Annotated in this window: 24 protein-coding genes; 15 read left to right on the top strand and 9 right to left on the bottom strand. The window is 71.9% G+C overall.

Annotation, left to right across the window (positions count from 1 at the left end; translation table 11 throughout):
* The first annotated feature begins 1 nt into the window (after nucleotide 1).
* From AB4039_RS06030 to AB4039_RS06020, 3 genes are read left to right on the top strand one after another with little or no spacing between them, the layout of a single operon-like run.
* The gene (locus AB4039_RS06030; protein WP_266843465.1) at nucleotides 2-1,258 is read left to right on the top strand and encodes an MFS transporter; all 1,257 of its coding nucleotides are present in this window, start codon (nucleotides 2-4) and stop codon (nucleotides 1,256-1,258) included.
* 58 nt (nucleotides 1,259-1,316) lie between these two features.
* Nucleotides 1,317-2,189 (top strand): NAD(P)/FAD-dependent oxidoreductase, encoded by an 873-nt coding sequence (locus AB4039_RS06025; RefSeq protein WP_442270185.1) that lies wholly within the window; start codon nucleotides 1,317-1,319, stop codon nucleotides 2,187-2,189.
* A gap of 38 nt (nucleotides 2,190-2,227) precedes the next feature.
* Nucleotides 2,228-2,584 carry a hypothetical protein gene (locus AB4039_RS06020; RefSeq protein WP_442270184.1) on the top strand — a complete coding sequence of 119 codons (357 nt, stop codon included), beginning with the start codon at nucleotides 2,228-2,230 and terminating at the stop codon, nucleotides 2,582-2,584.
* Nucleotides 2,585-2,745: 161 nt separating this feature from the next.
* Here the strand turns inward: AB4039_RS06020 and AB4039_RS06015 are convergent, their stop codons facing one another.
* The 9 genes from AB4039_RS06015 to AB4039_RS05975 form a co-directional block, all read right to left on the bottom strand.
* Nucleotides 2,746-3,519 carry an enoyl-CoA hydratase/isomerase family protein gene (locus tag AB4039_RS06015; RefSeq protein ID WP_266843468.1) on the bottom strand — a complete coding sequence of 258 codons (774 nt, stop codon included), beginning with the start codon at nucleotides 3,517-3,519 and terminating at the stop codon, nucleotides 2,746-2,748.
* A complete protein-coding gene (locus AB4039_RS06010; protein WP_266843469.1) occupies nucleotides 3,516-4,763 on the bottom strand; it encodes a cytochrome P450 in 1,248 nt (415 codons plus the stop codon). Before AB4039_RS06010 ends, AB4039_RS06015 begins: the two co-directional genes overlap by 4 nt.
* 104 nt (nucleotides 4,764-4,867) lie before the next feature.
* Entirely contained in the window at nucleotides 4,868-6,247 is a 1,380-nt protein-coding gene (locus AB4039_RS06005) for a cytochrome P450 (protein WP_266843471.1), read from the bottom strand.
* A gap of 10 nt (nucleotides 6,248-6,257) precedes the next feature.
* Nucleotides 6,258-6,818 carry an ATP/GTP-binding protein gene (locus tag AB4039_RS06000; protein ID WP_266843472.1) on the bottom strand — a complete coding sequence of 187 codons (561 nt, stop codon included), beginning with the start codon at nucleotides 6,816-6,818 and terminating at the stop codon, nucleotides 6,258-6,260.
* 3 nt (nucleotides 6,819-6,821) lie between these two features.
* Nucleotides 6,822-7,220 carry a DUF742 domain-containing protein gene (locus AB4039_RS05995; RefSeq protein ID WP_442270183.1) on the bottom strand — a complete coding sequence of 133 codons (399 nt, stop codon included), beginning with the start codon at nucleotides 7,218-7,220 and terminating at the stop codon, nucleotides 6,822-6,824.
* Nucleotides 7,213-8,055 carry a roadblock/LC7 domain-containing protein gene (locus AB4039_RS05990; protein WP_266843476.1) on the bottom strand — a complete coding sequence of 281 codons (843 nt, stop codon included), beginning with the start codon at nucleotides 8,053-8,055 and terminating at the stop codon, nucleotides 7,213-7,215. Before AB4039_RS05990 ends, AB4039_RS05995 begins: the two co-directional genes overlap by 8 nt.
* On the bottom strand, nucleotides 8,052-9,239 hold the full coding sequence (locus tag AB4039_RS05985) for an ATP-binding protein (protein WP_442270182.1): 1,188 nt from the start codon (nucleotides 9,237-9,239) through the stop codon (nucleotides 8,052-8,054). The genes AB4039_RS05990 and AB4039_RS05985 overlap by 4 nt, the downstream gene beginning before the upstream one ends.
* Nucleotides 9,240-9,866: 627 nt before the next feature.
* Nucleotides 9,867-10,448 (bottom strand): tetratricopeptide repeat protein, encoded by a 582-nt coding sequence (locus tag AB4039_RS05980; RefSeq protein ID WP_442270181.1) that lies wholly within the window; start codon nucleotides 10,446-10,448, stop codon nucleotides 9,867-9,869.
* A 223-nt stretch (nucleotides 10,449-10,671) separates the two neighbouring features.
* Nucleotides 10,672-11,337 (bottom strand): hypothetical protein, encoded by a 666-nt coding sequence (locus AB4039_RS05975; RefSeq protein WP_442270180.1) that lies wholly within the window; start codon nucleotides 11,335-11,337, stop codon nucleotides 10,672-10,674.
* 186 nt (nucleotides 11,338-11,523) lie between these two features.
* Here AB4039_RS05975 and AB4039_RS05970 point away from each other — a divergent pair, with 186 nt between their 5' ends.
* From AB4039_RS05970 to AB4039_RS05915, 12 genes are all read left to right on the top strand, one after another.
* Nucleotides 11,524-11,727, top strand: a complete 204-nt coding sequence (locus tag AB4039_RS05970; protein ID WP_189725621.1) for a cold-shock protein — start codon at nucleotides 11,524-11,526, stop codon at nucleotides 11,725-11,727.
* Nucleotides 11,728-12,027: 300 nt separating this feature from the next.
* The gene (locus AB4039_RS05965) at nucleotides 12,028-13,548 is read left to right on the top strand and encodes a DEAD/DEAH box helicase (RefSeq protein WP_266843484.1); all 1,521 of its coding nucleotides are present in this window, start codon (nucleotides 12,028-12,030) and stop codon (nucleotides 13,546-13,548) included.
* 83 nt (nucleotides 13,549-13,631) lie between these two features.
* Nucleotides 13,632-13,937: an SCO5918 family protein gene (locus AB4039_RS05960; RefSeq protein WP_266843486.1), complete on the top strand. Its 306-nt coding sequence runs from the start codon at nucleotides 13,632-13,634 to the stop codon at nucleotides 13,935-13,937.
* A 192-nt stretch (nucleotides 13,938-14,129) separates the two neighbouring features.
* Nucleotides 14,130-14,468 (top strand): MerR family transcriptional regulator, encoded by a 339-nt coding sequence (locus AB4039_RS05955; protein WP_266843487.1) that lies wholly within the window; start codon nucleotides 14,130-14,132, stop codon nucleotides 14,466-14,468.
* A 709-nt stretch (nucleotides 14,469-15,177) separates the two neighbouring features.
* On the top strand, nucleotides 15,178-15,840 hold the full coding sequence (locus AB4039_RS05950) for a hydrolase (protein WP_266843489.1): 663 nt from the start codon (nucleotides 15,178-15,180) through the stop codon (nucleotides 15,838-15,840).
* A gap of 5 nt (nucleotides 15,841-15,845) precedes the next feature.
* Complete coding sequence (locus AB4039_RS05945) at nucleotides 15,846-16,367, top strand: DoxX family protein (RefSeq protein WP_266843490.1); 522 nt, start codon at nucleotides 15,846-15,848, stop codon at nucleotides 16,365-16,367.
* A 103-nt stretch (nucleotides 16,368-16,470) separates the two neighbouring features.
* A complete protein-coding gene (locus AB4039_RS05940) occupies nucleotides 16,471-17,049 on the top strand; it encodes a Dps family protein (RefSeq protein WP_266843491.1) in 579 nt (192 codons plus the stop codon).
* Nucleotides 17,049-18,473 carry a dihydrolipoyl dehydrogenase family protein gene (locus tag AB4039_RS05935; RefSeq protein WP_266843492.1) on the top strand — a complete coding sequence of 475 codons (1,425 nt, stop codon included), beginning with the start codon at nucleotides 17,049-17,051 and terminating at the stop codon, nucleotides 18,471-18,473. The genes AB4039_RS05940 and AB4039_RS05935 overlap by 1 nt, the downstream gene beginning before the upstream one ends.
* A gap of 120 nt (nucleotides 18,474-18,593) precedes the next feature.
* On the top strand, nucleotides 18,594-19,469 hold the full coding sequence (locus tag AB4039_RS05930; protein WP_442270179.1) for an alpha/beta fold hydrolase: 876 nt from the start codon (nucleotides 18,594-18,596) through the stop codon (nucleotides 19,467-19,469).
* A 46-nt stretch (nucleotides 19,470-19,515) separates the two neighbouring features.
* Nucleotides 19,516-20,469 (top strand): alpha/beta hydrolase, encoded by a 954-nt coding sequence (locus AB4039_RS05925; RefSeq protein WP_266843494.1) that lies wholly within the window; start codon nucleotides 19,516-19,518, stop codon nucleotides 20,467-20,469.
* Nucleotides 20,466-22,406, top strand: a complete 1,941-nt coding sequence (locus AB4039_RS05920; protein WP_442270178.1) for an amidohydrolase — start codon at nucleotides 20,466-20,468, stop codon at nucleotides 22,404-22,406. The genes AB4039_RS05925 and AB4039_RS05920 overlap by 4 nt, the downstream gene beginning before the upstream one ends.
* A gap of 16 nt (nucleotides 22,407-22,422) precedes the next feature.
* Nucleotides 22,423-23,160: a GPR1/FUN34/YaaH family transporter gene (locus AB4039_RS05915; RefSeq protein ID WP_266843496.1), complete on the top strand. Its 738-nt coding sequence runs from the start codon at nucleotides 22,423-22,425 to the stop codon at nucleotides 23,158-23,160.
* Nucleotides 23,161-23,187: the final 27 nt, after the last annotated feature.

The following is a 23,187-nucleotide window of genomic DNA, read 5'->3' as shown; positions in this document are numbered from 1 at the left end:
CATGACGATGGATGAGGCAACCGCGCGGCGGGAACAGCAGACCCCGCCGCCCAGCCCGTGGCGGTCGAGTCGCTTCCGGCTGTTCTTCACCGCCCGCAGCACCTCGCTGCTCGGCGACGGCATGCTGATGGTGTCGCTGACGACCGCCGTGCTCGGGGCGGGATACGGGGCGGCCGGCGTCGGCTACGCGCTGGCCGCGTGGATGGCGCCGATCGTCCTGCTCGTGCTGTTCGGCGGGGTCCTCGCCGACCGGTTCACCCCCCAGGTGATGATGGTCGGCGCGGACGTGGTGCGCACGGTGGTCATGCTCGCGCTCGCGCTGCTGCTGATCGGCGACCACGTACGGCTGTGGCACGTCATGGCGCTGCTGGCCCTCAGCGGCGCCGCCACCGCCATGTTCCAGCCGGGTCTGGCGAGCCTGGTGCCCCAGGTCGCCGAGGACATCCAGCGGGCCAACGCCCTCCTGCGGATCTCCGAGGCCATCTGCACCCTGCTCGGTCCCGGGGTCGCCGGTCTCCTCGTGGCCTACTGGAACGTCGCGGGATCGTTCGTGGTCATCGCGGCGGCGTACGCGCTCAGCGCCCTGGGCCTGGCGCCGCTGCGCAGGCTCGGCACCGCCCGGGACGAGAGCGACGACCCGATGTGGCACCGACTGGCCACCGGATGGCAGGAGTTCCGGTCCCGGTCCTGGCTGTGGGGGGTCATCTCCGTATGGGCGGTGTACGGCCTCTTCGTCTTCGGCCCGGCCCTCCCGCTGGGCGCGACGCTGCTCACCGAACAGCACGGCGCCGGCGGATACGGCTGGATCGCCTCGGCCGACGGCGCCGGCACGATCGTCGGCGGCCTGCTCGGCATGCGGGTCCGGCCCCGCCGCCCGCTCGTCGCGGGGGCCTGCGCGATGTTCTTCTTCGCCCTCAACCCCCTCGCGCCCGCCCTGGGCTGGTCCTTCACGGTGACGGCGCTGACCGGGGCCGTGGCGGGCTGCGGGTTCGCGTTCTGGGGCGTGATGTGGGCGACGAGCGTGCAGTCCCACATCCCGCTGGCCGTCCTGAGCCGCGTCTCGGCCTACGACGTGGCCGGCTCCATCATGGTCATCCCCGTGGGCCGTGCCCTGGCCGGCCCGGCGGCGGCCGCCTTCGGAGCGGACCGGGTGCTGCTGTTCTCCTCGGCCGTGGGCGTCGTGTGCATCGGCGTGATGCTGAGCGTCCCCGCGATCCGCGCACTGGAACGAGCACCGGAGAAACCGCAGTCCCCCTAGAGTTGATCATGTTCCTGACAGCAGTGCCACTGCACCGCCCGAAGGGGGCGATCGGCGCATGACCAACCCTGAGAGCGCGGGACACGACTACGACGTCGTCATCAGCGGAGCCGGCCCGGCCGGCAGCGCCGCGGCGATCCTGCTCGCTCGACGCGGTGTCCGCGTCGCACTGCTCGAACGCCGCTCGGACCCCGGGGCGTACAAGGTGCTGTGCACCCACTCCATCACGGCCAACGCCTACCCGGTGCTGGACGAACTCGGCCTCGTTCCCGCTCTCGGAGAGGCGGGGGTCGTCCGCAACGAGGCGCGCTGGTACACCCGTTGGGGCTGGATCGAGCCGAGGGCCGCGCCGGCCGGCCCCGAGCTCCCGTACGCGTACAACATCCGGCGCAGCGTCCTCGACCCGCTGGTCAGGTCCCGCGCGGCGCAGACCCCCGGCGTCGACCTGCTCCCCGGTCACCGGGTGAGCGGGCTGCTCCGGGAAGCCGGGCGGACCGTGGGCGTGCGCGCGTCGGCACCCCAGGGCGAACGGGAGATCCGGGCCCGCCTGGTCGTCGGCGCCGACGGCAAGGAGTCGGCGGTGGCGGAGATCGCGGAGGTGCCCACCCGGCTGCACGAGAACGGGCGTTTCGGCTACCTCGCCCACTTCCGCAACCTTCCGCTGCACGGCGGGATCGGTCAGACCTGGTTCCTCGAACCCGACACGGCCTACGCGTTCCCGAACGACGACGGGGTGACGGTCCTCGCGGTGCTCCCGGACAAGAAGCGACTGCCGGCCTTCCGGGAAGACCTGGAGGGCAGCTTCTTCGAGTTCGTCCGCGCCCTGCCCGAGGCGCCGCCCATCGACTCCGCCGAACGCATCACCAGATCATCGGTACGGTCGACCACCCCCTCGTCACCCGGGATCCGACCGCACCGGGCATCGCCCTGATCGGCGACGCCGCCCTGACCGGGGATCCCCTGTGGGGAGTGGGCTGCGGGTGGGCCCTGCAGTCCGCGCAATGGCCGGCGCGGGCGGTGGCCCCGGCCGCGGCCGGCCGCGGCGACCTCGACAGGTCCCTCGCGGCGTACGCCCGCACCCACCGCCGCCGGCTGCGCGGCCACCAGAACCTGGCGGTCGACTTCGCCAGGGCCCGCCCGTTCAACCCCGGGGAGCGGCTGGTCTTCTCGGCGGCGGCGCGCGACGCGTCGACGGCGCGGCACATGTACCCGTTCGCCTCCCGCCTGATCGGCCCGCCGCGCTTCCTGAACCCCGTGGCACTGGCCAGGGCCGCGGCGGTCAACATCAGACACCGCCGGGCATCCACGCCGGCCACGCACCGCTGACACCCGGACTCCTGACCGGGTCCCCTCCCACCCGGACCGGTGAGCCGGCGCGGTGATCCACGGCCCCGTGATCCATGGCCCGGCCATCCACCGCCCGCCCGCCCGTCCACGGTCCTGCGGGCGGCCGGTGGCGGGCCGGACGCCCGGGTCGGCCCGGGGGATCAGCCCGTCGCGTGCTGGTGGAGCGTGGCCGCCAGGAGATGGGAGTCGAGGAGGGAGACGTCCGCCGTCCTGTCCGCCCGCGCGTAGCCGGCCAGCATCCGCTTGGTCAGGACGAGCGCTTCGGGCGAGCGCCGGACGAGGGGCCTGGTCCAGGAGTCGATGACCTGGTCCAGTCGGTCGAGCGGGGCGGTCCGGTGGAGCAGACCGATCCGGTGGGCCGTGTCGGCGTCGAAGACGTCGCAGGTGAGCATGAGCTCGCGGATCCTGGAGGCGCCCACCTCGGAGACCAGGCGCCCCATTGCCCCGCCCCACGCCGGCGGCAGCCCTATGCCGACCTCCGGCATGCGGAAGCGGCTGGTGTCGGCACCGGCGCGCAGATCGCAGAAGGAGGCGAGGGCGAGACCCGCGCCGATGACCCGCCCGTGCAACCGGGCGATGGTGACCGCGTGGGTGTTCTCCAGGGCCTGGCACAGCCGGTGCGCCTTGTCGGCGATGCGCCGCAGGCCCGCTCCCGACGGATCGGCGGCCAGTGCCTCCCGGTACTCGTCGCGGTCGGCGCCCAGGCAGAAGTCCGTACCCATGGACGACAGCGTCAGGATCCGTACGTCGGGTCTCTCGTGGAGGTCGTCCAGCAGGGTGATGAGGTCGTCCAGGACCGCGGAGTCCAAGGTGTCCTCCTGTCCCCAGGGGTTGAGGCGGACACGCAGTACGGGGCCGTCCTGCTCGGCGATGACCGCCTTGGGAACGGTCCGGGGGCGGGTGGATTCGGTCATGCGACTGCCACGTCCAGGTTCAGCAGGCGCCGGAACGCCACGCGGGGCGCCATCGACGGGGGGCGTACGAGGGTGAGGCGGGGAAGGCGCCGGATCAGCTGGCGCAGGAGCGTCTGGGCTTCGAGGCGGGCCAGCGGCGCGCCGAGGCAGTAGTGGATGCCGCCGCTGAACGCGAGGTGGCCGGGCGTGCGCTCGGGGTCGAACCGGTCCGGGTCGCTGTGCCTGGCGGGGTCCCGGTGCGCGGCTCCGACCATGAGGTGGACCATCTCGTCGCGGCGGATCTCGATGCCTCCCAGCACGCAGTCCTGCGAGGCGACCCTGCTGATCACGTGGGTGGGCGGGTCGTAGCGGAGCGTCTCCTCCACGAAGCCGGGCACGAGGTCCGGGTTGTCGGCGACCATGTCCCAGCGTTCAGGGCTCTCGACGAGCCGGAGCGTCATCGTCGAGAGGAGGGTCGCGGTGGTTTCCAGGGCGGCCAGCAGGACGAACAACACCAGGAAGTAGACCGCCTCGTCGGCCTTGTCCCGGTCGGGCTCGATCGTGTCCCACGTCCGGATCCACCGGGTGACGGGGTCATCGCCGGGGTGGGAGCGCCGGTCACGCACCAGCTCCATGAAATAGGTGCGGAGTTCGGCCGTGGCGGCGTCGGACAGTGCCAGCTGGCTGGCCGAGGGCAGCAGCTCCTGCGTGAAGACCTGATCGTGCGTCAACTGCCGGAGCCTGGGCCAGTCGGCTCGTGGCAGATCCAGCCAGTCGCCTATGGTGGCCACGGGCAGCTCCTCGCAGACGAGCTCCGAGATGTCCGCCTCGCCGGTGCGTATTCGTTCCGTGAACGCGTCGAGGAGCTGATCCGCGGTCCGGTGCACGTTGCGGCCGATGCGCTCCACGCTGCCCCGGTCGAACGTGCCCGCCGCCCGACGCACCCTGGTGTGGTCCGGGGCGTTGAGGGCGGCGAGCGTGTTGCTCATCTCGCGCGAGCTGGGCGCGTTCCAGCGTGTCCCCGGCCCCTGGCGCTCCCGCCATTGCCTGTCGGGCTCCAGCCATTGCCGGCTGCGCAGAACCTGGTCGCAGGCGGCGAAGCCCGTGACCGCCGAACCGCCCCAGGGCGCGGGCACCACGTCGCCCCGCGAGAGGAGTTCGGCGTATATCGGGAAGGGGTCGGCCTGCCCTCTGGCCGTCCGCAGACGGGAGAAGAGGGAGGCGGACGCCCGGCGGTCGTACGACGGACTTGCGGCAACGCCCATGACGGCGGCTCCTTTCTGAGAACCAGCCGCCATGCATACCCACATGATCGTTAAAGAGTCCACTACCACTGAGTACTCAGGACGTTACTAGAATCACACTCGATTCACCCGCCCTTGGTCCACGCCAGGAAGCGGCTGAACAGGCCGCCCTTGGACTGCGGCGCGGTGCCGGCGCTCGTACGCGAGGGACCGGCGTGGGAGGGGGAGGCGGCGGCCGCCTGCTGCTGGGACGTTTGGCCCGCGTTCGATCCGGCCGACTCGGCCGCCGGGGGAGCGGCCCTCGGGGTGAACCGGATCGGGAGGGTGACCAGCGAGCGGATCCACGGGCTCGGCGCCCAGGTGAGCGCCTTGAACGGGACGCGCATCTCGACGTCGGGAAGCTGGTTGAGCAGCGTCTCGACGGCAGTCACGGCGATCATGAAAGCCGGATCCTTGGCGGGGCAGGCGTGCGGGCCCGCCCCGAACGCCAAGTGCGCCTTGGCGCTGAGCTGTTCGCGGTGCCTGGTCAGCTTCGGGTCGGTGTTGGCCGCGGCGAACGAGATCAGGACCGGGTCGTTGGCCCGGACCAGCCTGTCGCCGAGCTCGACGTCGTGCGTCGGGTAGTGGGCCGCGTAGTTGGCGATCGGCGCGTAGTTCCAGAGGGTCTGGGAGACCGCGTCCTCGACCGGAAGGCCGATCTGCCAGTCCTCTCCCAGGTACAGGGCGCTGCTGGTGCCGATGGCCGCGGCCAGCGGCGCGGTGCCACCGGAGAGGAGGGTGACCAGCTGGTGGAGCACCTCCTCGTCGCTCAGCTGGGCCGAGTGCTCCATCAGACGCGTCGTCAGGTCTGCCCTCGGGCGCCGCCGCTTGAGGGCGATCAGCTCGGTGAGCGCACCGCCGAGCACCTCGTCGGCCCCGGGCGTCCCCTCGAAGATGCCACTGATCCCGGCGATCACCCGGTCGCCGATCTCGGGCGGGCAGCCGAACAGCTCGCTGAAGACCAGGAGGGGCAGCGGCTGGGCGTACTCGGCCATCAGCTCCGCCTGCCCGCGGATGTCGGTGCTGAACTGGCTGATCAAGTAGTTGGCGGACTGCTGCGTCTGCCTGATGAGCTGGTGCTCGTTGACCGTGGCGAGGCTGTCGGTGACGGCCCTGCGCAGTCGGGCGTGCGCCGCACCGTCACTGAACAGTGCGTTGGGCCGGTAGCCCATCATGGGCAGTGCCGGGCTGTCGGCCGGGACGCGCCCTTCGTTGAGCGCGTTCCAGCGGCGGGAGTCGCGTACGAAGGAGGCGGGGTTCTGCAGGACGTACAGCGCGGCGTCGTAGCTGGTGACGAGCTCGGCCGGGACATCGGGGGCGATGTCCACGGGCGCGCTGGGACCGTACGGACGCAACTGTGCGTAGTGGCTTTCGGGGTCGGCTCCGAACGAGGGTCCGTACAGCTGGACGTTCCCGTGCGCGGGGCAGCCGGGGGGTATCTCCTGCGGTTCACGTGGCTGTTGCATTCCTGCGCTCCTAGCCGAGTTGGGACATGAGGTGTTTCGCGAGGGTGATGAGGGCCTGCGCCGAGGAGTTCTCGTCCCGTACGTCGCACTTCACGACGGGGGTCTCGGCGGTGAGGTTCAGAGCCTCGCGCACCTCGTCGAGCGGGTAGTCCGTGGTGCCCTCGAAGTGGTTCACGGCGATGGCGTACGTCAGGCCGAAACGCTCGACGAGGTCCAGGACGGGGAAGGACTCGTGCAGTCGCTCCGGGTCCACCAGGACCAGCGCGCCCAGAGCGCCGCGGGAGAGCTCCTCCCACATCTCCTTGAAGCGTTCCTGGCCGGGCGTTCCGAAGAGGTAGAGCACCAGGGTGTCGCTCAGGGTGAGCCGGCCGAAGTCCATCGCGACGGTGGTGGTCGTCTTGCCGGGCGTGCCCGACAGGTCATCGAAGCCCGTACTGGCCTCGGTGATCTCCTCCTCGGTCCGCAGCGGCTCGATCTCGGAGAGACTGCCGATGCAGGTGGTCTTGCCGACCCCGAAGTGCCCCACTATGAGGATCTTCACCGCGTGGGAGACGTCTGGATCCAGGTACACGGGCTATGCTCCGAATCGATTCTTCAGGCCCTCGAGCACGGCGCTGACCAGTTCTCTGTCGACACGTTCGGCACGCGGAATCGGTCTCCTCGCGAGGATGAGACCGTCCTCCTCCAGCTGCGCCAGCAGGATGCGGACGATGCCCAGGGGCAGGTGCGTGTGCCCCGCCACCTCGGCCACGGACAGGAAACCGTCCGCGACCAGGTCCATGACCTGCCCCGCTTCCGGGGACAGCGTGCGCGGCGTGACCTGTCCGTTCTCCGCCGCCGCCGCCGCCGTCACGAGCGTCGTGTGCTCGTACTCGTGGTCCGGGGGCAGCGCCCGTCCGTTCGTGATCACGAAGAGGGGGACTAACGGTGACGTAAGTTCCAGATCTTCATCGTGTCCGGGTCCGTCAGGCACGGCCTGTTCCCTTCCCCGGTGTCGCCCCCGCGATCAGTCTGGGAACCACCTCGTGCAGACGCATGGTGAACTCCTCTATGTCACAGTCGTGTTCGGCGGCAGCGGCCAGGAGGGCATCGGGACCGGCGGCCATCAGGAAGATCCAGCCGTGCTGGAACTCGATGACCGTCTGACGCCATTCCGCGTCCTCGGCGACCCCCGCGAACTGGGAGGTCACCCGGCTGTAGGCGTGGATGCCCGTCATGGCCGCGGAGATCGTGTCCGCGAGGTCGCGGCTCATCCCGTCGGTCGCCCCGCGGGGCAGGCCGTCCGATCCCAGCAGCACCGCGTGGAGGGCGCCCTCGACCCGGGACACCACCCGGTCGAGCTCGCCGAGGACGAACCCCGAGTCGCCGGAGTCCTGCTGCCGGGAGGCGCTCCGCCGCGCACCTCCGGCGTCCTCGGCGCTCACCCTCGGGGGCGAGGTGAGGTTGTTGCCCAGTCGGGCGACGAGGCGGTGCATGCGGAAGGAGATCTGCTGCATGTCCACGTCGGGCGCGGCCGCGGCGGCGAGATAGGAGCCCTGCCCGGCCCCGATCAGGAAGCTCCAGCCGTGCGAGAACTCGATGATGGTCTGGTTCCACTGCCGGTCCTCGTCCGGTCCGGCGAAGTGGGCCGTCGCCCGGCTGAGCGACTGCATCCCGGCCATGGCGGCGGAGATGGTGCGCACATCCTTCTCGGCCAGGCCTTCCGTAGCGCCGCGAGGGAGGCCGTCCGCGGACAGCAGGACGGCGTGCCGTGCGCGGGGCACGTTGTGCACGATGTCCTCAAGCATCCACGACAGGTCTGCGGTCATGCGTCTTCGGGCCCTTCGAACGAGGTGGCGTCAAGGTTGCGGCCGGAGAGCGTGCCGCGCTGGAAGGCACCCAGACCGCGCCCGGAAGCGCGACCCGGCTCTCCCGGGGTCCCCGGCGCCGGCGGGGCGGCGTCGGGATCGGGAACGCTCGCGATGGGCGCCTGGCGTGCGCCGCGCTTGGGCAGACCGTGCATCGTGCGCGACGGCGGGCTCTGGGGCCGGCTCTCGGCGGCGCGCCGGATGTTGCTGACCGGAGCCTCCTGGGCGGGCGGTATCTCCTCCATGGTCCACAGCTCCTCGGGCAAGAGGACGACGGCCCTGACGCCGCCGTATCGGGAGACTCCGGTGACGTCCACCTTGAAACCGTACTGACGTGCGATCAGGCCGATCACCGGGAATCCGAACTTCGGCTGGGTCCCGAGCTCCGACAGACGCGGGGCGACCTCTCCGGCGAGCAGCATGGTCGCCCGCTGCCGGTCCTCGTCGTTCATGCTGACACCGGCGTCGTCGATGACGATGCACAGGTTGTTCTGGACCCGCTGGAACGTCACCTCGATCGGTGCGTCGTGCTGCGAGAAGCTCGCGGCGTTGTCGAGCAGCTCCGCCACGGCGAGGGCGACGGGCGCGACCGCGGACGCCTTCAGCGCGAGACCGGTCTGCTGCATGATGGCGACCCGGTGGAAGTTGCGGATCTGGCCCTGGGCGCTGCGCACCACGTCGTAGACGCTGGCGGGCCTGTTGCGGCGGCCGAGCGGCGCACCGCACATGACGGCGATGCCCTGGGCCTTGCGCGCCATCTGGGCGTTGGCGTGGTTGACGTCCATCAGGTCGCTGAGGACGGCGTGTCCGCCGTACTTGCGCTGGATGTCGTCCAGAAGCGTCGTCTGCTCGGCCGCGAGGCTCTGCAGGAACCTGGCGGCACCCTTCAGGACGGCCTTGGTGTTCTCCTCCGCCGCTTCCTTGGCTTCGCGGAGCGTGGCGCCCTGCTCGTTCCGGAACCTCTGCAGGTCGGCGTGGAGAGAGTGCAGGTGGCCGTCTGCCGTGAGCAGCGCCTGCCTCAGTTCGGCCTCGGTGTGGCGCTTCTTCGCCCCCAGCGCCCGGTTGCGGGCGACGAGTGCCGCGACCGCGGCAACGGCTATCGCCGTCACTGCAACCAAGCACCACACAAGTGCGTCTCGATTCATGGAAACCTTTCCCGGCGCATGGCATGCGAACGGCTGCAGATGCACCTCGCGAGGCCCCGCAACACGGCTGATCGGCAGGGTTCACCTGCGGTTACGCGGAGATCAAGCCGCCGATCGCAGATCAGCATCTGAGTCAAATATTGATCAAGATCACAGATGCCGGGATGCTATCACCCGGATCTGCGCCTCCCCGACCCCCACCAGGGCGCCGCGTGCGCCCAACCGGGCCGTCGCGGCGGCGGGTTGACATGGCCTTTCGGCTCCGCATCCGCCGGCGGCAACCCCTTTCGTTGCCGGTCCGTCAAGGAGTTCTTCACGAGAGGGGCGACAATCCCTCACAATCGACCCGAGGCCCCGCCGACGGAACCCCTGAAGGCCTCACCGGCGTCCGGCGGCACCCCGTGCGCCGAATCCCGCGTTTCCCCAGGTCGATTTTCCGCCACTGGCGCATTTCAGATCCCATTCGATCGCAGCCAGGCACAATCCCCGATGCGGCGTCATTCTCCCCGGACGGTGGTGAGCGAGCACCGTCCGTGCAGGGCCTTGACGGCTCGGCCGGCGGTGTCGGCGCCCCGTAACCCCTGCCGGGCTGCGCGGCCTTCGGGCTCTTCGGTCGCCGGGGCACGGTCAGCGCGGGGTGCCCGGGCGCCCGGGCACCTCCAGCACGGCCTGAAACTGCCCGAGCGCCTCGTCGACGCGGCCCGTCGCCGCGTAGGCGCGGCCCAGCCGCGGGCGGATGTCCATCTCCAGCCACTCGTGGCCGGGTTCGGTGAGCGGGGACAGCAACCGGTGCTGGCGGAGTGCCTGGTGGTGGAGGGCCACCGCCGAGTCCGGATCCCCCTCGGCCTGCTCCGCCGTGCCCAGCCGGGTCAGGCCGCGCGCGCAGAGGAACACGTCCCCGCCCTCCTCGACCAGGTGGACCGCCTGGCGGAGCAGCTTTCCGGCCTCGGCGTGCCGGCCGAGGTGGAGGTGGACGTCGGCGGCGAAGCTCAGGACCCTGCCGCGCATGCGCGGTCTGCCGCTCCGGTCGGCGTGGGTACGGGCCTCGGCGAAGCAGGCGAGCGCCTCCTCGTTCCGTCCCTCCAACTGGTGGGCGAGGCCGTGGATGACGCATGCCATCGAGGCGACCCAGTCGTTGTCCACCGGCCGGGACAGGACCAGCGCCGCGGTGACACGGGCGATCGGCTGTCCGCCCTGGCCGAGGGCCACGGCGTGCCCGACGGCGTCGGCGAGCTCCCCGCCGGCCGCATCCAGCCAGGCCTCCGCGTCCTTCCAGTGCGGGAACGGTGCTCCGGCGGGTTGGGGCCCGGTGGGGAAACCGGTGGCAAGACCCCACTCACCGGACGCGGCTGTTGCAGAAGGCTCGTGTCGACCAGGCTCTCCAGGATCTGCTCGGTGTCGTCGGACGACCGGCCGAGCATGGCCGTGGGCGTCAGTACGTCGAACTCGACCGTCGGCGCCTGGCCCAGGGCACGGAATCCGCGCCTTGCCGGTCGGGTGCGAACTGGTCGTACGACAGTCGGAAGGCGGGCTCGACGCTGCGGTTCCCGATGCTCAGTTCGCCGAGCCGGCGCTCGTCGCCCGCCATGCGGCCCACCCGGTGCTCCATCGTCCAGGTGTGGCGGTTCTGCAGCCGCGACCCGGCGATGCGCAGCGCCAGCGGCAGACCGTCGCACAGGCCCACGAACTGTCGTGTCGCCTCCGGCTCGCGGCTCGCGCGCTCCTCTCCGATGAGGTGCGTGAGCAGCAGCACCACATCCCCGCCGGTCAGCGGCTCCAGCGTGACCCGCCGGTCGGCGTCCGGTTCGGCCGGCCGCCGGCGAGCAACGCCATGGCTTCGTCCGGTATCACCGGGAGCGGCAGCGGGAGGCGCGGGCGTGTTGCCGGCTGCGCCCGGGGCGGCCGCCAGTGGGCCGGCGTTCGCGCCTTCTTCGGCTCGCTCGGCCGCTGAGGGCACGGGGACCTGCCCGGCGGAGGGGGAAACGCTGCGCCCCGGGCGGGTAAATACCTGTGCTCGCGATATGAGAAATTGGCGGACCGCGCGCTGAGGGTTTTTCACTGCCGCAATGAGGGTGTCGATATTTACGGCGCGGGTCACCGTGCCGTGCTACTGTCTATCTCAGTTGCAGTTGTGGTTCCCAAAAATTTCAAGCACTCGGACGGGCTTCATGTCCACTCGGGCGCTTGTGTATTTCCGGTCTTTTGGTCCGGCGGGGCAATCATCGCGGCGACACGTGGTCCGCACGTTGCGGATCACGTTGTACTGCCCCAAAGGAGATTTGACATGGCTACTGGTACCGTGAAGTGGTTCAACGCGGAAAAGGGTTTCGGCTTCATCGAGCAGGACGGTGGCGGCGCTGACGTGTTCGCCCACTACTCGAACATCGCCACCCAGGGCTTCCGCGAGCTGCAGGAAGGCCAGAAGGTCAGCTTCGACATCGCGCAGGGCCAGAAGGGCCCGACGGCCGAGAACATCGTTCCCGCCTGACGCTGACGCGTACTTCGCAGCTGGGGCCCGCATCCCTCGGGGTGCGGGCCCCAGCTGCGTGTTTTCCCCGCAGTGAGTTCACCTGCGGGACGATCCGAGGATTCCGCGGCCCTTCGTACGGGATCCTCACCCGGGGACATCCGCCTTCGTGCTGCGTCCCCGTTTCCAGCGCCTGAGCCCGCACGGGATTTTCCCGGCCAGAAACGCTTTCACGTTCCATTCGGCCCATTCTCGCAATTCTCCGTGCGCTCGCCGCTGCGGGAATTCCTTGATATGCGCCGCATTCGAGGAAGGTTCCGCATGAACCGTACACGCACGAACAACCGCTCCTCCGCCTCCTCCTCCCGCACGGGCGGGAGCCGGTTCGGCTCGGCGGCCACCGGCCGTTCCGGCGGTCAGCCCCGTTCCGGTGGCCAGGCCCGCTCGGGAGGACAGGGCCGCTCCGGCGGCTACGGCCGTCGGCCCGCCGCCGCCGTACAGGGCGAGTTCGCCCTCCCCCGGACGATCACCCCCGCGCTGCCCGCCGTAGAGGCGTTCGCCGAGCTCGACATGCCCGCCCCGCTGCTCGCCGCGCTCGGCGCGGAGGGCGTGAGCGTCCCGTTCCCGATCCAGGCCGCGACCCTGCCGAACACCCTCGCGGGGCGCGACGCGCTCGGCCGCGGGCGCACCGGCTCCGGCAAGACCCTCGCCTTCGGCCTCGCGCTGCTCGCCCGTACCGCCGGACGGCGGGCGGAGCCCCGCCAGCCGCTGGCCCTGGTACTCGTCCCCACCCGCGAGCTCGCCCAGCAGGTGACGGACGCCCTCACCCCCTACGCCCGCTCCGTGAAGCTGCGGCTGGCCACGGTCGTCGGCGGCATGTCGATCGGAAAGCAGGCCGGCGCGCTCCGCGGTGGCGCCGAGGTGGTCGTCGCGACCCCCGGACGCCTCGCGGACCTCATCGAGCGCGGCGACTGCCGGCTCGACCAGGTCGACATCACCGTGCTCGACGAGGCCGACCAGATGGCCGACATGGGCTTCATGCCGCAGGTCACCGCCCTGCTGGACCAGGTGCGCCCGGGCGGCCAGCGGATGCTGTTCTCCGCGACCCTCGACCGCAACGTCGACCTGCTCGTGCGCCGCTACCTGAACGACCCCGTCGTCCACTCCGTCGACCCCTCGGCCGGTGCGGTGACCACGATGGAGCACCACGTGCTGCACGTCCACGGCGCGGACAAGCAGGCCACGACGACGGAGATCGCCGCCCGCGACGGCCGCGTGATCATGTTCCTCGACACCAAGCACGCCGTGGACCGCCTCACCCAGGACCTCCTCAACAGCGGGGTCCGCGCCGCGGCCCTGCACGGCGGCAAGTCCCAGCCCCAGCGGACCCGGACCCTGGCCCAGTTCAAGACCGGGCACGTGACCGTGCTGGTGGCCACCAACGTCGCCGCCCGCGGCATCCACGTCGACAACCTGGACCTCGTCGTCAACGTCGACCCGCCCACCGACCACAAGGACTACCTCCACCGCGGCGGACGCACCGCCCGCGCCGGCGAGTCCGGCAGCGTCGTCACCCTGGTCACCCCCAACCAGCGCCGCGACATGACCCGCCTCATGGCCACCGCCGGCATCACCCCGCAGATCACCCAGGTCCGCTCCGGTGAGGCCGAGTTGCAGCGCATCACCGGCGCCCGGACCCCGTCCGGCATCCCCGTCGTCATCACGGCGCCGGTGAGCGAGCGCCCCAAGCGCAGCGCCACCTCGCGCGGCCGGCGCAGCCGCCCCTCGCAGGCCTCGCGCCGCGGCGGCCAGCACCAGGGCAGGTTCGACGCCGCCGCCTAGCGAGAGCCCCGGCGCGCCCAGGCCAGACCCCTCTTCCCCCCTTCCTCTTCCCCTTCCCCCCTTCTCCCCGTGAGTGAGGCATCATGCGCTGCGTCATCGCCCGGTTCCCGTTCGACCTCACCAAGGCCGGAGTGCTGGAATCGATGAAGGGCGTCAAGCCCGAAACCGTCGTGAGCCAATCGGTGATCATCGGCCGTCGCGTCTACCCCGTCATGCAGGTGGGGCAGGTCATCACCCGCCAGGACCGCCGCGACTTCAGCGCCGGCGAGGTCATCCGGGCCATGACCCAGCTCGGCTTCACCGTCCGCGGCCTGCCCGAGGCTCCCGGGGTGGCCCTGAGCCCGCTCCCGCGGGCGTCCGCGATGCTCGGCGGCCCCGTCTCCGTCTGAGCGGCGTCACGACACAGAAGGCCCCGACCGGCGCACGCCGGTCGGGGCCTTCGCCGTGCCTGGCGTCCGCGAGCGCGAGCACCCGCCCGGGAGGAAACACGCCATGGCCGGCAGATGGTGTTGAATTTCCCCCGGGGCCCTGGCGCCGTACGGCACCAGGGCCCCTCGACGCGCTCCCAAGAAGAGGTGCAGATGACAGAGGACGACTCGCTCGGCGGCCGGCTGGACGACGACGACTACCCCGCCTACACGATGGGCAGGGCCGCCGAGCTGATCGGTGCCACCCCCGGCTTCCTCCGTGCCGTCGGCGAGGCCCGCCTGATCACCCCGCTCCGCTCGGAGGGCGGCCACCGCCGCTACTCCCGCTACCAGCTGCGCATCGCCGCCCGCGCCCGGGAACTCGTCGACCAGGGCATGCAGGTCGAGGCCGCCTGCCGCATCGTCATCCTTGAGGACCAGCTCGAAGAGGCCCAGCGCCTCAACGAGGAATTCCGCCGCGCCGCGGGCACACCGCCCGACCCGTCCGACTGACCCCGCGGCCCGGCCTCGCGAAGGCAGGCGTGATCCCCGTACGGGAGAAGGCCGGCGCGGGACCGCCTCCCGCAAGGACGCCTCCACGCCCTCCGGCACACCTGTGCCCCGGCCATCCCCGGGACGGGTGAACCGTCGCCGCCCTCGCCCGACGACTGGGCCCCTCCCACCCGCGGGTGGCACAGCACATGCCGTGCCACCCGTTCTCGTCGGCGGGTCAGGCGCCCCGCCGCGTCACATGCAGCCCGACGCCGGGGCAGGCGGGAGAGCCTCCCGGGCAATCCGAGCAGTGCGTGCAAGGCCGATGAGGGCGCATTACGGATCAGCCGCAGGCCCACGGGCCCGTCAGCGAAGATCCGCAACCCTGTCCGAGCCTTCAGGCGGCCCAGCGCCCTTCGGATGGCGGGCCTCGTCAGCCGGCGGCCGTTGAAGTGGCCCGTCGAGTCGCCGCGTTGGCACAGGCGGGTGTGGTCAGCGAGCTGGGCCACCAGCCGTTCTCCGCGCGATCACCTCGGGGCGCCGGCGTCGTGACCATGCCGGGTCCGGGCTGGTGACACGGCGCGGCTTTCGTCCTTGACCGGTTGTGCGCTGTCGTGCCAACTCCTGGGCGCAGGAGGTCAACGCGGTCGGTCGGGTCGCTCGTAGCGTGACGGAGTGCCGGGCCGCGGAAGCGGCGGGCACGCTACCGATTGCTTCGAAAGGACCCCTCATGTTCGACATCAACAAGGTGCAGGCTGCCCCCAGCGCGGACCTTCTCACGCCCGACAACGCGGTCATGCTCTTCATCGACCACCAGCCGCAGATGTTCTTCGGCACCGGCAGCGGCGACCGCGGCGCCATCATCAACAGCACCGTTGGTCTCGCCAAGGCGGCCAAGGCGTTCGATGTTCCGGCCGTCCTGACCACGGTAGCCGCCGAGTCGTTCTCCGGTCCCCTGCTGCCGCAGCTCGCCGAGGTGTTCCCCAAGAACGAGATCATCGACCGCACCAGCATGAACGCCTGGGAGGACGAGGCGCTCGTGGCGGCGGTCAAGGCGACCGGGCGCAAGAAGATCATCCTGGCCGGTCTGTGGACCGAGGTCTGCCTGGTGCTGCCCGCGCTCTCGGCGCTGGAGCAGGGGTACGAGGTGTACGTCGTGACCGACGCCTCGGGAGGCGTCAGCCCGGCCGCCCACGAGCACGCGCTGCAGCGGATGATCGCCGCCGGCGCGGTCCCGGTGACCTGGGTCCAGGTCCTCCTGGAGCTGCAGCGCGACTGGGCGCGCCAGGACACGTACGGCGCGGTCATGGACATCGTCAAGGCCCACGCGGGTGCGTACGGCCTGGGTGTCGTGTACGCGCAGAGCGTCATCGGCGCGCACGCGGCGGGCTGACCCCTGTGGACACCGGCATTCTGATCCTGCGTCTGCTGGTGGGACTGCTCGTCGCCGGCCACGGTGTGCAGAAGATCAGCTCGCACCTGGGCGGCAAGGGACTTGAGGGCGGTACCGAGGAGTTCCGCGCCGACGGCTTCCGCGGCGGTGCCCTCACCGCCCTGACGGCGGGCGGCGGTCAGATCGGATCGGGCCTGCTCCTCGCCGTCGGCCTGCTGACCCCGCTCGCCGCGACCGGGGCCATCGGGGTCATGACGGTCGCGCTCACCGTGAAATGGCGTCACGGGCTCTGGGTGCAGAACGACGGGTACGAGTACCCACTCGTCCTCATCGGCACCGCCGCCGCCCTCGCCGCCACCGGCCCCGGCGCCTGGTCCCTCGACGCGGCCCTCGGCCTCACGCCCTACCCGCTGTGGTGGGCCGCCCTCGCGCTCGTGGCCGGCCTGGGCAGCGGACTCCTCACCCGGCTCGTCCTGCACCGGCCGGCCCCGGCGGCGCCGCACGCCGCCGCCCCCGGCAGGCGCTGAGCGCTGAGCGCACCGCGCGAGCCGCGCAGACCGGGTCCGGCCGCCCGCGTACCCCCACCGGGCGGCCGGGCCCTTCCCCCTCCCTCCCGAGCAGGAGCACCCGATGGACACCCTCACGACCCCGCACGGCGGCGGCCAGCCGCTTCTGCACCAGAAGGGCGCCGAGACCCAGGCGTTCGGCACGCTCAAGCAGTTGCCGATCGGCCTCGGCCACGACACGCGCATGTACGGCTGCCAGCGGCTGAACCGCGTCCTGGCCGACACGCAGATCCTGTACTCCCTCTACAAGAAGCACCACTGGCTCATGCGCGGGGCGACCTTCTACTCGCTCCACCTGATGCTGGACAAGCACGCCGAGGCCCAACTGGCCATCGTGGACGCGCTGGCCGAGCGGGTCCAGAGCCTCGGCGGCGTCGCCGTCGGGGACCCTCGCCACGTCGCGGAGCTGACCGCGATCCCCCGGCCGCCGGACGGCGTCGAGCCGGTGCCCGTCATGCTGTCGAGGCTCCTCGACGCGCACGAGCGGATCCTGATCGACGCCCGGGACGCCGCCTCCCGGCTCTCCGGGGAGGGCGACGAGGGCAGYGCCGACCTCCTCGTCTCGGATGTCATCCGTACCGGCGAGGCGCAGGTGTGGTTCCTGGCCGAGCACCTCGTGGACACCCCTCTGGTGCACGGCTGATGGACACCTACGACGTCGTCGTGGTCGGTGGCGGTCCGGCCGGAGAGGTCGTCGCCGGCCGGACCGTCCGGTCGGGGCTGACCGCCGTCGTCGTCGAGGCCGAGGCGGTCGGCGGCGAGTGCTCCTACCGTGCCTGCGTGCCGAGCAAGGCCCTGCTGCGACCCGGCGCCGCCCGAGCGGCGGCCCGATCGGTGGACGGTGCCCGGCAGGCGGTCACGGCGGCACTCGACCCGGCGCGCGTCCTGGCCCGCCGTGACCGCTTCACCGGGCGCGGCGACGACACCGGCCAGGCCGACTGGCTCGACGGTGCGGGCATCGCGCTCGTACGGGGGCACGGACGGCTCGCCGGCGAGCGCCGGGTGGAGGTGACCGGGGCCGACGGCACGGTCCGTACCCTGCGCGCCCGGCGCGCGGTCGTGGTCTGCACCGGCACGGAACCCGCCCTTCCGCCGGTCGAAGGGCTCGACCGGATCGGTGTGTGGACCAGCCGGCAGGCCACCACGGCCGACGCGGTGCCCGAGCGGCTCGTCGTCATCGGCGGGGGAGTGGTGGCCTGCGAGATGGCCACCGCGTGGCGCTCGCTCGGTTCCTCCGTCACCCTGCTGGTCCGCAACCAGGCGCTGCTGACCGGGTGGGAGCCGTGTGCCGGCGAAGAGGTCACCCGGGGGCTGAGCGATCTGGGCGTCACGATCCGTTTCGGGGTGTCGGCCGTCCGGGTCGTACGTGACGCCGACACCCGCACGGTGACCGTGGACACCGACGACGGCGCCGCCCTCGTCTGCGACGAGGTCCTCGCCGCGGTGGGCAGGCGCCCGCGCACGGCGGACCTCGGCCTGGACGCCGTCGGACTGCCCGCGGGCGACTGGCTCCCGGTCGACGACACCTGCCGGGTCACCACGGCCGGGGGCGAATGGCTCTATGCCGTCGGCGACGTGAATCACCGTGCGCCGCTGACCCATATGGCCAAGTACCAGGCCCGCGCCTGCGCGGCGGCGATCGCCGAGCGGGCCGCGGGGCGCCCGGCCGTCGCCGGCGGCCGACAGCCGTGGAGCGCGGAGGCCGACCACGTCGCCGTCCCGCAGGCCGTCTTCACCCGTCCCGAAGTCGCGAGCGTCGGTCTCACGGAGCGCGCGGCGCGCGAAGCGGGTCTCGCGGTACGCACGGTGGAGTACCGCATCGACGACGTCGCGGGAGCCGCGCTCCACGCGGACGACTACCGCGGCCTCGCCAAGCTCGTCGTCGACGAGACCCGACGGGTCGTCGTCGGCTGCACGCTCACCGGCCCGATGGCGGCCGAACTCGTCCACACGGCCACCGTGGCCATCGTGGGCGAGGTCCCCCTGGAGCGTCTGTGGCACGCCGTGCCCGCCTTCCCGACGGTGAGCGAGGTCTGGCTCCGGCTCCTGGAGGCGTACGGCCTCTGAGGCGAGGTCCCGTCCGCTCGTCCGGCGCGCCCCCTCACCCTCGTCCGGCGCACCTCCGACCGGCCCACCCCCGACCGACCGAGCCCGCCCGAACGCTTCACCACCCGAAAAGGAACCCTCATGCATCCCACGAGGCGCACCCTCGCCCTCGCCCTGCCGGCCACGGTGGCCGCGCTGCTGGGCGCCGCTCCCGCCGCTCCCGCCGCTCCCGCCGCTCCCGCCGCTCCCGCCGCTCCCGCCGCTCCCGCGAGCCTCCCGGCCGCCGCCGGCACCGACCGGCACGGTCCCCAGCCCACGATCGTCCTGGTCCACGGAGCGTTCGCGGACGCCTCCAGCTGGAGCGGCACGATCAGGCGGCTGCAGCGTGCCGGCCACCCCGTCCTGGCCCCCGCCAACCCGCTGCGCGGCCTCGCCGCGGACACCGCGTACCTGCGCAGCGTGCTGGCCGCCGTCGACGGACCCGTCGTCCTGGTCGGCCACTCCTACGGCGGTGCCGTCATCAGCGGCGCCGCGGTGGGCAACAGCCGTGTGAAGGCCCTCGTCTACATCGCCGCGTTCACCCCGGACAAGGGCGAGAGCGCGGCTGAACTCGCCGCCAAGTTCCCGGGCTCCACTCTCGGCGACACCGTGAACCCGCGGTCGTACCCGCTGCCCGGCGGTGGCACCGGTACCGAACTCGTCATCGAACGGGCCACATTCCACCGGCAGTTCGCCGCCGACGTCCCCGCCGCCGAAGCGGCCGTCATGGCCGCGACCCAGCGCCCGGTCGCCACCGCCGCGCTGGAGGAGAAGGCCGGGGAAGCGGCCTGGAAGACGATCCCGTCCTGGTCGCTGATCGCCACCGCCGACAAGAACATCCCGCCGGCCGCCGAACGGTGGATGGCCCGGCGAGCCGGCTCGCACATCACCGAAGTGGACGCGTCGCACGCCGTGGCCGTCTCCCGTCCGGCCGTGGTCACCGACGTGATCCTCGACGCCGCACGGGCGACCCGCTGAGCCCCGACCCACCCCGTCCCGTACATCCCCAGAAGGAGGACCCCTCATGAAGAACCGTCCCGTCCTCGAACCCGCCGCCCAGGCCTTCGCCGACGCCACCGCCCGGCCGCCGTACCTCTACGAGATCCCCGTCGCCGAAGGCCGTAAGGCCGTGGACGGCGTCCAGAGCGGCGAGGGCGTTCCCCTGCCCGACGTCGACGAGGAGTGGATCACCGTTCACGGCGGGCCCACCGGCGACGTCCGCGCCCGGATCGTCCGCCCCCGCCACGCCACCGGCCCGCTCCCCGTCATCCTCTACATCCACGGCGCCGGCTGGGTCTTCGGCAACGCCCACACCCACGACCGGCTCGTCCGCGAACTCGCCGTCGGCACGGGGGCGGCCGTGGTGTTCCCCGAGTACGACCTCTCGCCCGGGGCGCGCTATCCCGTCGCGATCGAGCAGAACTACGGCGTCGCTCAGTGGATCGCTCGTGAGGGCCACCACAAGGACCTCGACGGCACGCGGATCGCCGTCGCCGGCGACTCCGTCGGCGGCAACATGAGCGCCGCCCTCACCCTCATGGCCAAGCAGCGCGGCGACGTCACGCTCGTCCAGCAGGTCCTCTTCTACCCGGTCACGGACGCGAGTTTCGACACCGGCTCTTACCACGATTTCGCCGAGGGCTATTTCCTGCGCCGCGACGCCATGAAGTGGTTCTGGGACCAGTACACGACCGACGAGGCCGAGCGCGCCCAGATCACCGCCTCCCCGCTGCGCGCCTCCACCGAGCAGCTCACCGGCCTGCCGCCGGCCCTGGTCATCACCGCCGAGGCCGACGTCCTGCGCGACGAGGGCGAGGCGTACGCGGCGAAGCTCCGCGCCGCCGGAGTCCCCGTCACCGCGCTGCGCGTCCAGGGGACCATCCACGACTTCGTCATGCTGAACGCGCTGCGCGAGACGCGGGCCGCGGAGCTCGCCCTCCATCTCGCCACCGACACCCTGCGCAAGGCCCTCGCATGACCGGGCCGTCGACGAGTATGCCGGTGGCGGGCCTCGTCCCCGCCCCGCGACGGGAACACGGGCACGCCGACCTCCTCGTCCGCAACGCCAAGGTGTTCACCGGCGACCCCGCCCGCCCCGAGGCCCGCGCCGTCGCCATCCGCGACGGCCGGGTCGCGGCCCTCGGTGACGACCACGGCCTCGCCCACCTCGTCGGGCCGGGAACGAGGGTCGTCGACGCCCTGGGCCGCCGGGTGATCCCCGGCCTGAACGACTCGCACCTGCATGTCATCCGGGGCGGCCTGAACTACGTCCTGGAGCTGCGCTGGGACGGCGTACGAAGCCTCCGGCACGCCTTGGCGATGCTGCGCGAGCAGGCCGGCCGCACCCCCAAGGGGCAGTGGATCCGGGTGGTGGGCGGCTGGACCGCCGAGCAGTTCGCCGAGCGCAGGATGCCGACCGTCGCCGAGCTGAACGCCGCCGCCCCCGACACCCCCGTCTTCGTCCTGCACCTGTACCAGTCGGCCCTGATGAACCGGGCCGCGGTGCGGGCAGCCGGATTCACCCGTGACACCCCGGATCCCCGCGGCGGGCAGATCGTACGGGGCCGGGACGGCGAACCCAACGGCGTTCTCCTCGCCGCGCCGAGCGCTCTCGTCCTGTACTCGACCCTGGCCAAGGCGCCGGCTCTCGACGAGGACGACAAGCGGACATCGACCCGTCACTTCCTGCGCGAACTGAACCGCTTCGGACTGACGTCCGCGGTCGACGCCGCCGGCGGGTTCCAGAACTTCCCCGACAACTACGCCACGGTCGCCGACCTCGCCAGGTCGGGGGAGCTGACCCTCCGGATCGCCTACCACCTCTTCCCGCAGACGGCCGGGCAGGAGCTCGCCGACCTGAGGCGCTGGACCGAGATGGTCAAGCCCGGGGACGGGGACGAGTGGCTCCGGCTGAACGGCGCGGGCGAGAACCTGACCTGGGCGGCCGCTGACTTCGAGAACTTCTCCGAGCCCCGGCCCGAGCTCGCCGCGGGCTACGAGGGCGAGTTCGAGAGCGCCGTCCGGCTCCTCCTGGAGAACGGCTGGGGCTTTAGGCTCCACGCGACCTACGACGAGACCATCCGCCGCGATCTGGCCGTCTTCGAGAAACTCGCCGCGGAGGGACTGTTCCCCGGCGGCAACCGCTGGCTCTTCGACCACGCGGAGACCGTCTCGGCCGGCAGCCTCGACCGGATCGCCGCCCTCGGCGGCGCCGTCTCGGTCCAGAACCGGATGTCCTTCCAGGGCGCCGCGTTCCTCGACCGCTACGGCGCCGAGGCCGCCGCCCACACGCCTCCGGTCCGGGCCATGCTCGACCGCGGCCTGACCGTCGCAGCCGGAACCGACGCCACCCGCGTCTCCTCGTACAACCCGTGGGTCGCACTGCACTGGCTCGTGACCGGGCGCACCGTCGGAGGCACCGCGCTCTATCCGGCCGGGAACCYGCTCGACCGCGAGACCGCCCTCGACCTCTATACCCGTGGGGGTGCCCGGCTCACCGGCGAGCAGGACGTCAAGGGAACCCTGCGAGAAGGCTCGTACGGCGACCTCGCCATCCTCTCCGACGACTTCCTCACCGTGCCCGAGGACGTCATTCCCGGCATCGAGTCCGTCCTCACCGTCGTCGGCGGCCGCATCGTCTACGCGACCGCGGAGTACGAGGGTCTCGACGAGACGGTTCCGCCGGTGACCCCCGAGTGGAGCCCGGTGGCCCATTTCGGCGGCTACCAGTCGGGCCGGGAGGGCCGAGAGGGCCAGGGGGGCCGGGGAGGCCAGCGGGGCCAGGGGGGCGCCCACCAGGCGTCACGCGTGGCCGAGGCCGTCGCCGAGTCCGAGCAGCACCGCCGCTGGCGCGTCGCGCGCGGCTCCGTTCCCGAGACGACGCCGTCCCTCGTCGACCCCTGCTTCGATCACTGAAAGAGAGCTCCACCCGATGAACGCAGCCTCCCCCGTCGCCGACGGCGGCGACACCCCGGCGACCCCGCCGGACGCTCCCCCGGAACGCCGTTTCGAGCCGGACCTCCGGTCGATGACGCGGATCAACCTGCGTCCCATCGCCTCACCCATGCCGCTCGGCTTCTTCACGATAGCCATCGCTTCCGTGATGACGGGCTGCCTCCAGCTCGGGCTCTTCGACGAGGCGGCCCGCCCCGCCGTCGCCTTCACCGTGCTGCCGGCCTTCGTCCTCCAACTCCTGGTGAGCATCCTGGCCTTCGGTGCCCGTGACGTGATCGCGGCGACGCTGATGGCGGTGTTCGCCGGCAGCTGGCTGCCCTACTCGCTCGTCATGCTCAGCGGCGCGGCCGACGGCCTCCAGGTCCTCGGCGTGTTCAACCTGGCGCTCCTGTGCTTCGGGGCGCTGATGACCGCCGTGACCCGGCCCAAGCGCGCGCTGTGGTTCGTGCTCGCGGTCTCCCTGCCCCGCTGGGCGGCCACCGGCCTCGCGGGCATCACCGGCGCGGAATGGCTGACCCGCACGTCCGGTGCGCTCGGGCTCGTGGTGGCGCTCGTCGCGATGTACACGGCGTTCGCCCTGATGCTGGAGGACATGCGCAGCGAGCAGGTCCTGCCCATCGGCCGCAGCGGCCCCGCCCACCTCGCCGTGGAGGGGGACCTGGGCGTCCAGCTCCGCAACCTGGAACGCCAGGCGGGCGTGCGCCGCACGCTCTGACCGAATCCACCACCACGTCACACCACG

Origin of the sequence: Streptomyces sp. M-16 (genome assembly GCF_052114405.1) — a bacterium.
GTDB lineage: Bacteria > Actinomycetota > Actinomycetes > Streptomycetales > Streptomycetaceae > Streptomyces.
The sequence above is the reverse complement of the archived record's forward strand: the minus strand, read 5'-3'. Positions and strand labels throughout refer to the sequence as shown.

What these genes read in the sequence shown, in the direction of transcription:
- AB4039_RS06025 (WP_442270185.1), top strand. Translation starts at nt 1,317, where the DNA reads ATGACCAACCCTGAGAGCGCGGGACACGACTACGACGTCGTCATCAGC.
- AB4039_RS06030 (WP_266843465.1), top strand. Translation starts at nt 2, where the DNA reads ATGACGATGGATGAGGCAACCGCGCGGCGGGAACAGCAGACCCCGCCG.
- AB4039_RS05970 (WP_189725621.1), top strand. Translation starts at nt 11,524, where the DNA reads ATGGCTACTGGTACCGTGAAGTGGTTCAACGCGGAAAAGGGTTTCGGC.
- AB4039_RS05955 (WP_266843487.1), top strand. Translation starts at nt 14,130, where the DNA reads ATGACAGAGGACGACTCGCTCGGCGGCCGGCTGGACGACGACGACTAC.
- AB4039_RS05935 (WP_266843492.1), top strand. Translation starts at nt 17,049, where the DNA reads ATGGACACCTACGACGTCGTCGTGGTCGGTGGCGGTCCGGCCGGAGAG.
- AB4039_RS05915 (WP_266843496.1), top strand. Translation starts at nt 22,423, where the DNA reads ATGAACGCAGCCTCCCCCGTCGCCGACGGCGGCGACACCCCGGCGACC.
- AB4039_RS05925 (WP_266843494.1), top strand. Translation starts at nt 19,516, where the DNA reads ATGAAGAACCGTCCCGTCCTCGAACCCGCCGCCCAGGCCTTCGCCGAC.
- AB4039_RS05930 (WP_442270179.1), top strand. Translation starts at nt 18,594, where the DNA reads ATGCATCCCACGAGGCGCACCCTCGCCCTCGCCCTGCCGGCCACGGTG.
- AB4039_RS06015 (WP_266843468.1), bottom strand. Translation starts at nt 3,519, where the DNA reads ATGACCGAATCCACCCGCCCCCGGACCGTTCCCAAGGCGGTCATCGCC.
- AB4039_RS05950 (WP_266843489.1), top strand. Translation starts at nt 15,178, where the DNA reads ATGTTCGACATCAACAAGGTGCAGGCTGCCCCCAGCGCGGACCTTCTC.
- AB4039_RS05960 (WP_266843486.1), top strand. Translation starts at nt 13,632, where the DNA reads ATGCGCTGCGTCATCGCCCGGTTCCCGTTCGACCTCACCAAGGCCGGA.
- AB4039_RS05990 (WP_266843476.1), bottom strand. Translation starts at nt 8,055, where the DNA reads ATGACCGCAGACCTGTCGTGGATGCTTGAGGACATCGTGCACAACGTG.
- AB4039_RS05985 (WP_442270182.1), bottom strand. Translation starts at nt 9,239, where the DNA reads ATGAATCGAGACGCACTTGTGTGGTGCTTGGTTGCAGTGACGGCGATA.
- AB4039_RS05965 (WP_266843484.1), top strand. Translation starts at nt 12,028, where the DNA reads ATGAACCGTACACGCACGAACAACCGCTCCTCCGCCTCCTCCTCCCGC.
- AB4039_RS06010 (WP_266843469.1), bottom strand. Translation starts at nt 4,763, where the DNA reads ATGGGCGTTGCCGCAAGTCCGTCGTACGACCGCCGGGCGTCCGCCTCC.
- AB4039_RS06005 (WP_266843471.1), bottom strand. Translation starts at nt 6,247, where the DNA reads ATGCAACAGCCACGTGAACCGCAGGAGATACCCCCCGGCTGCCCCGCG.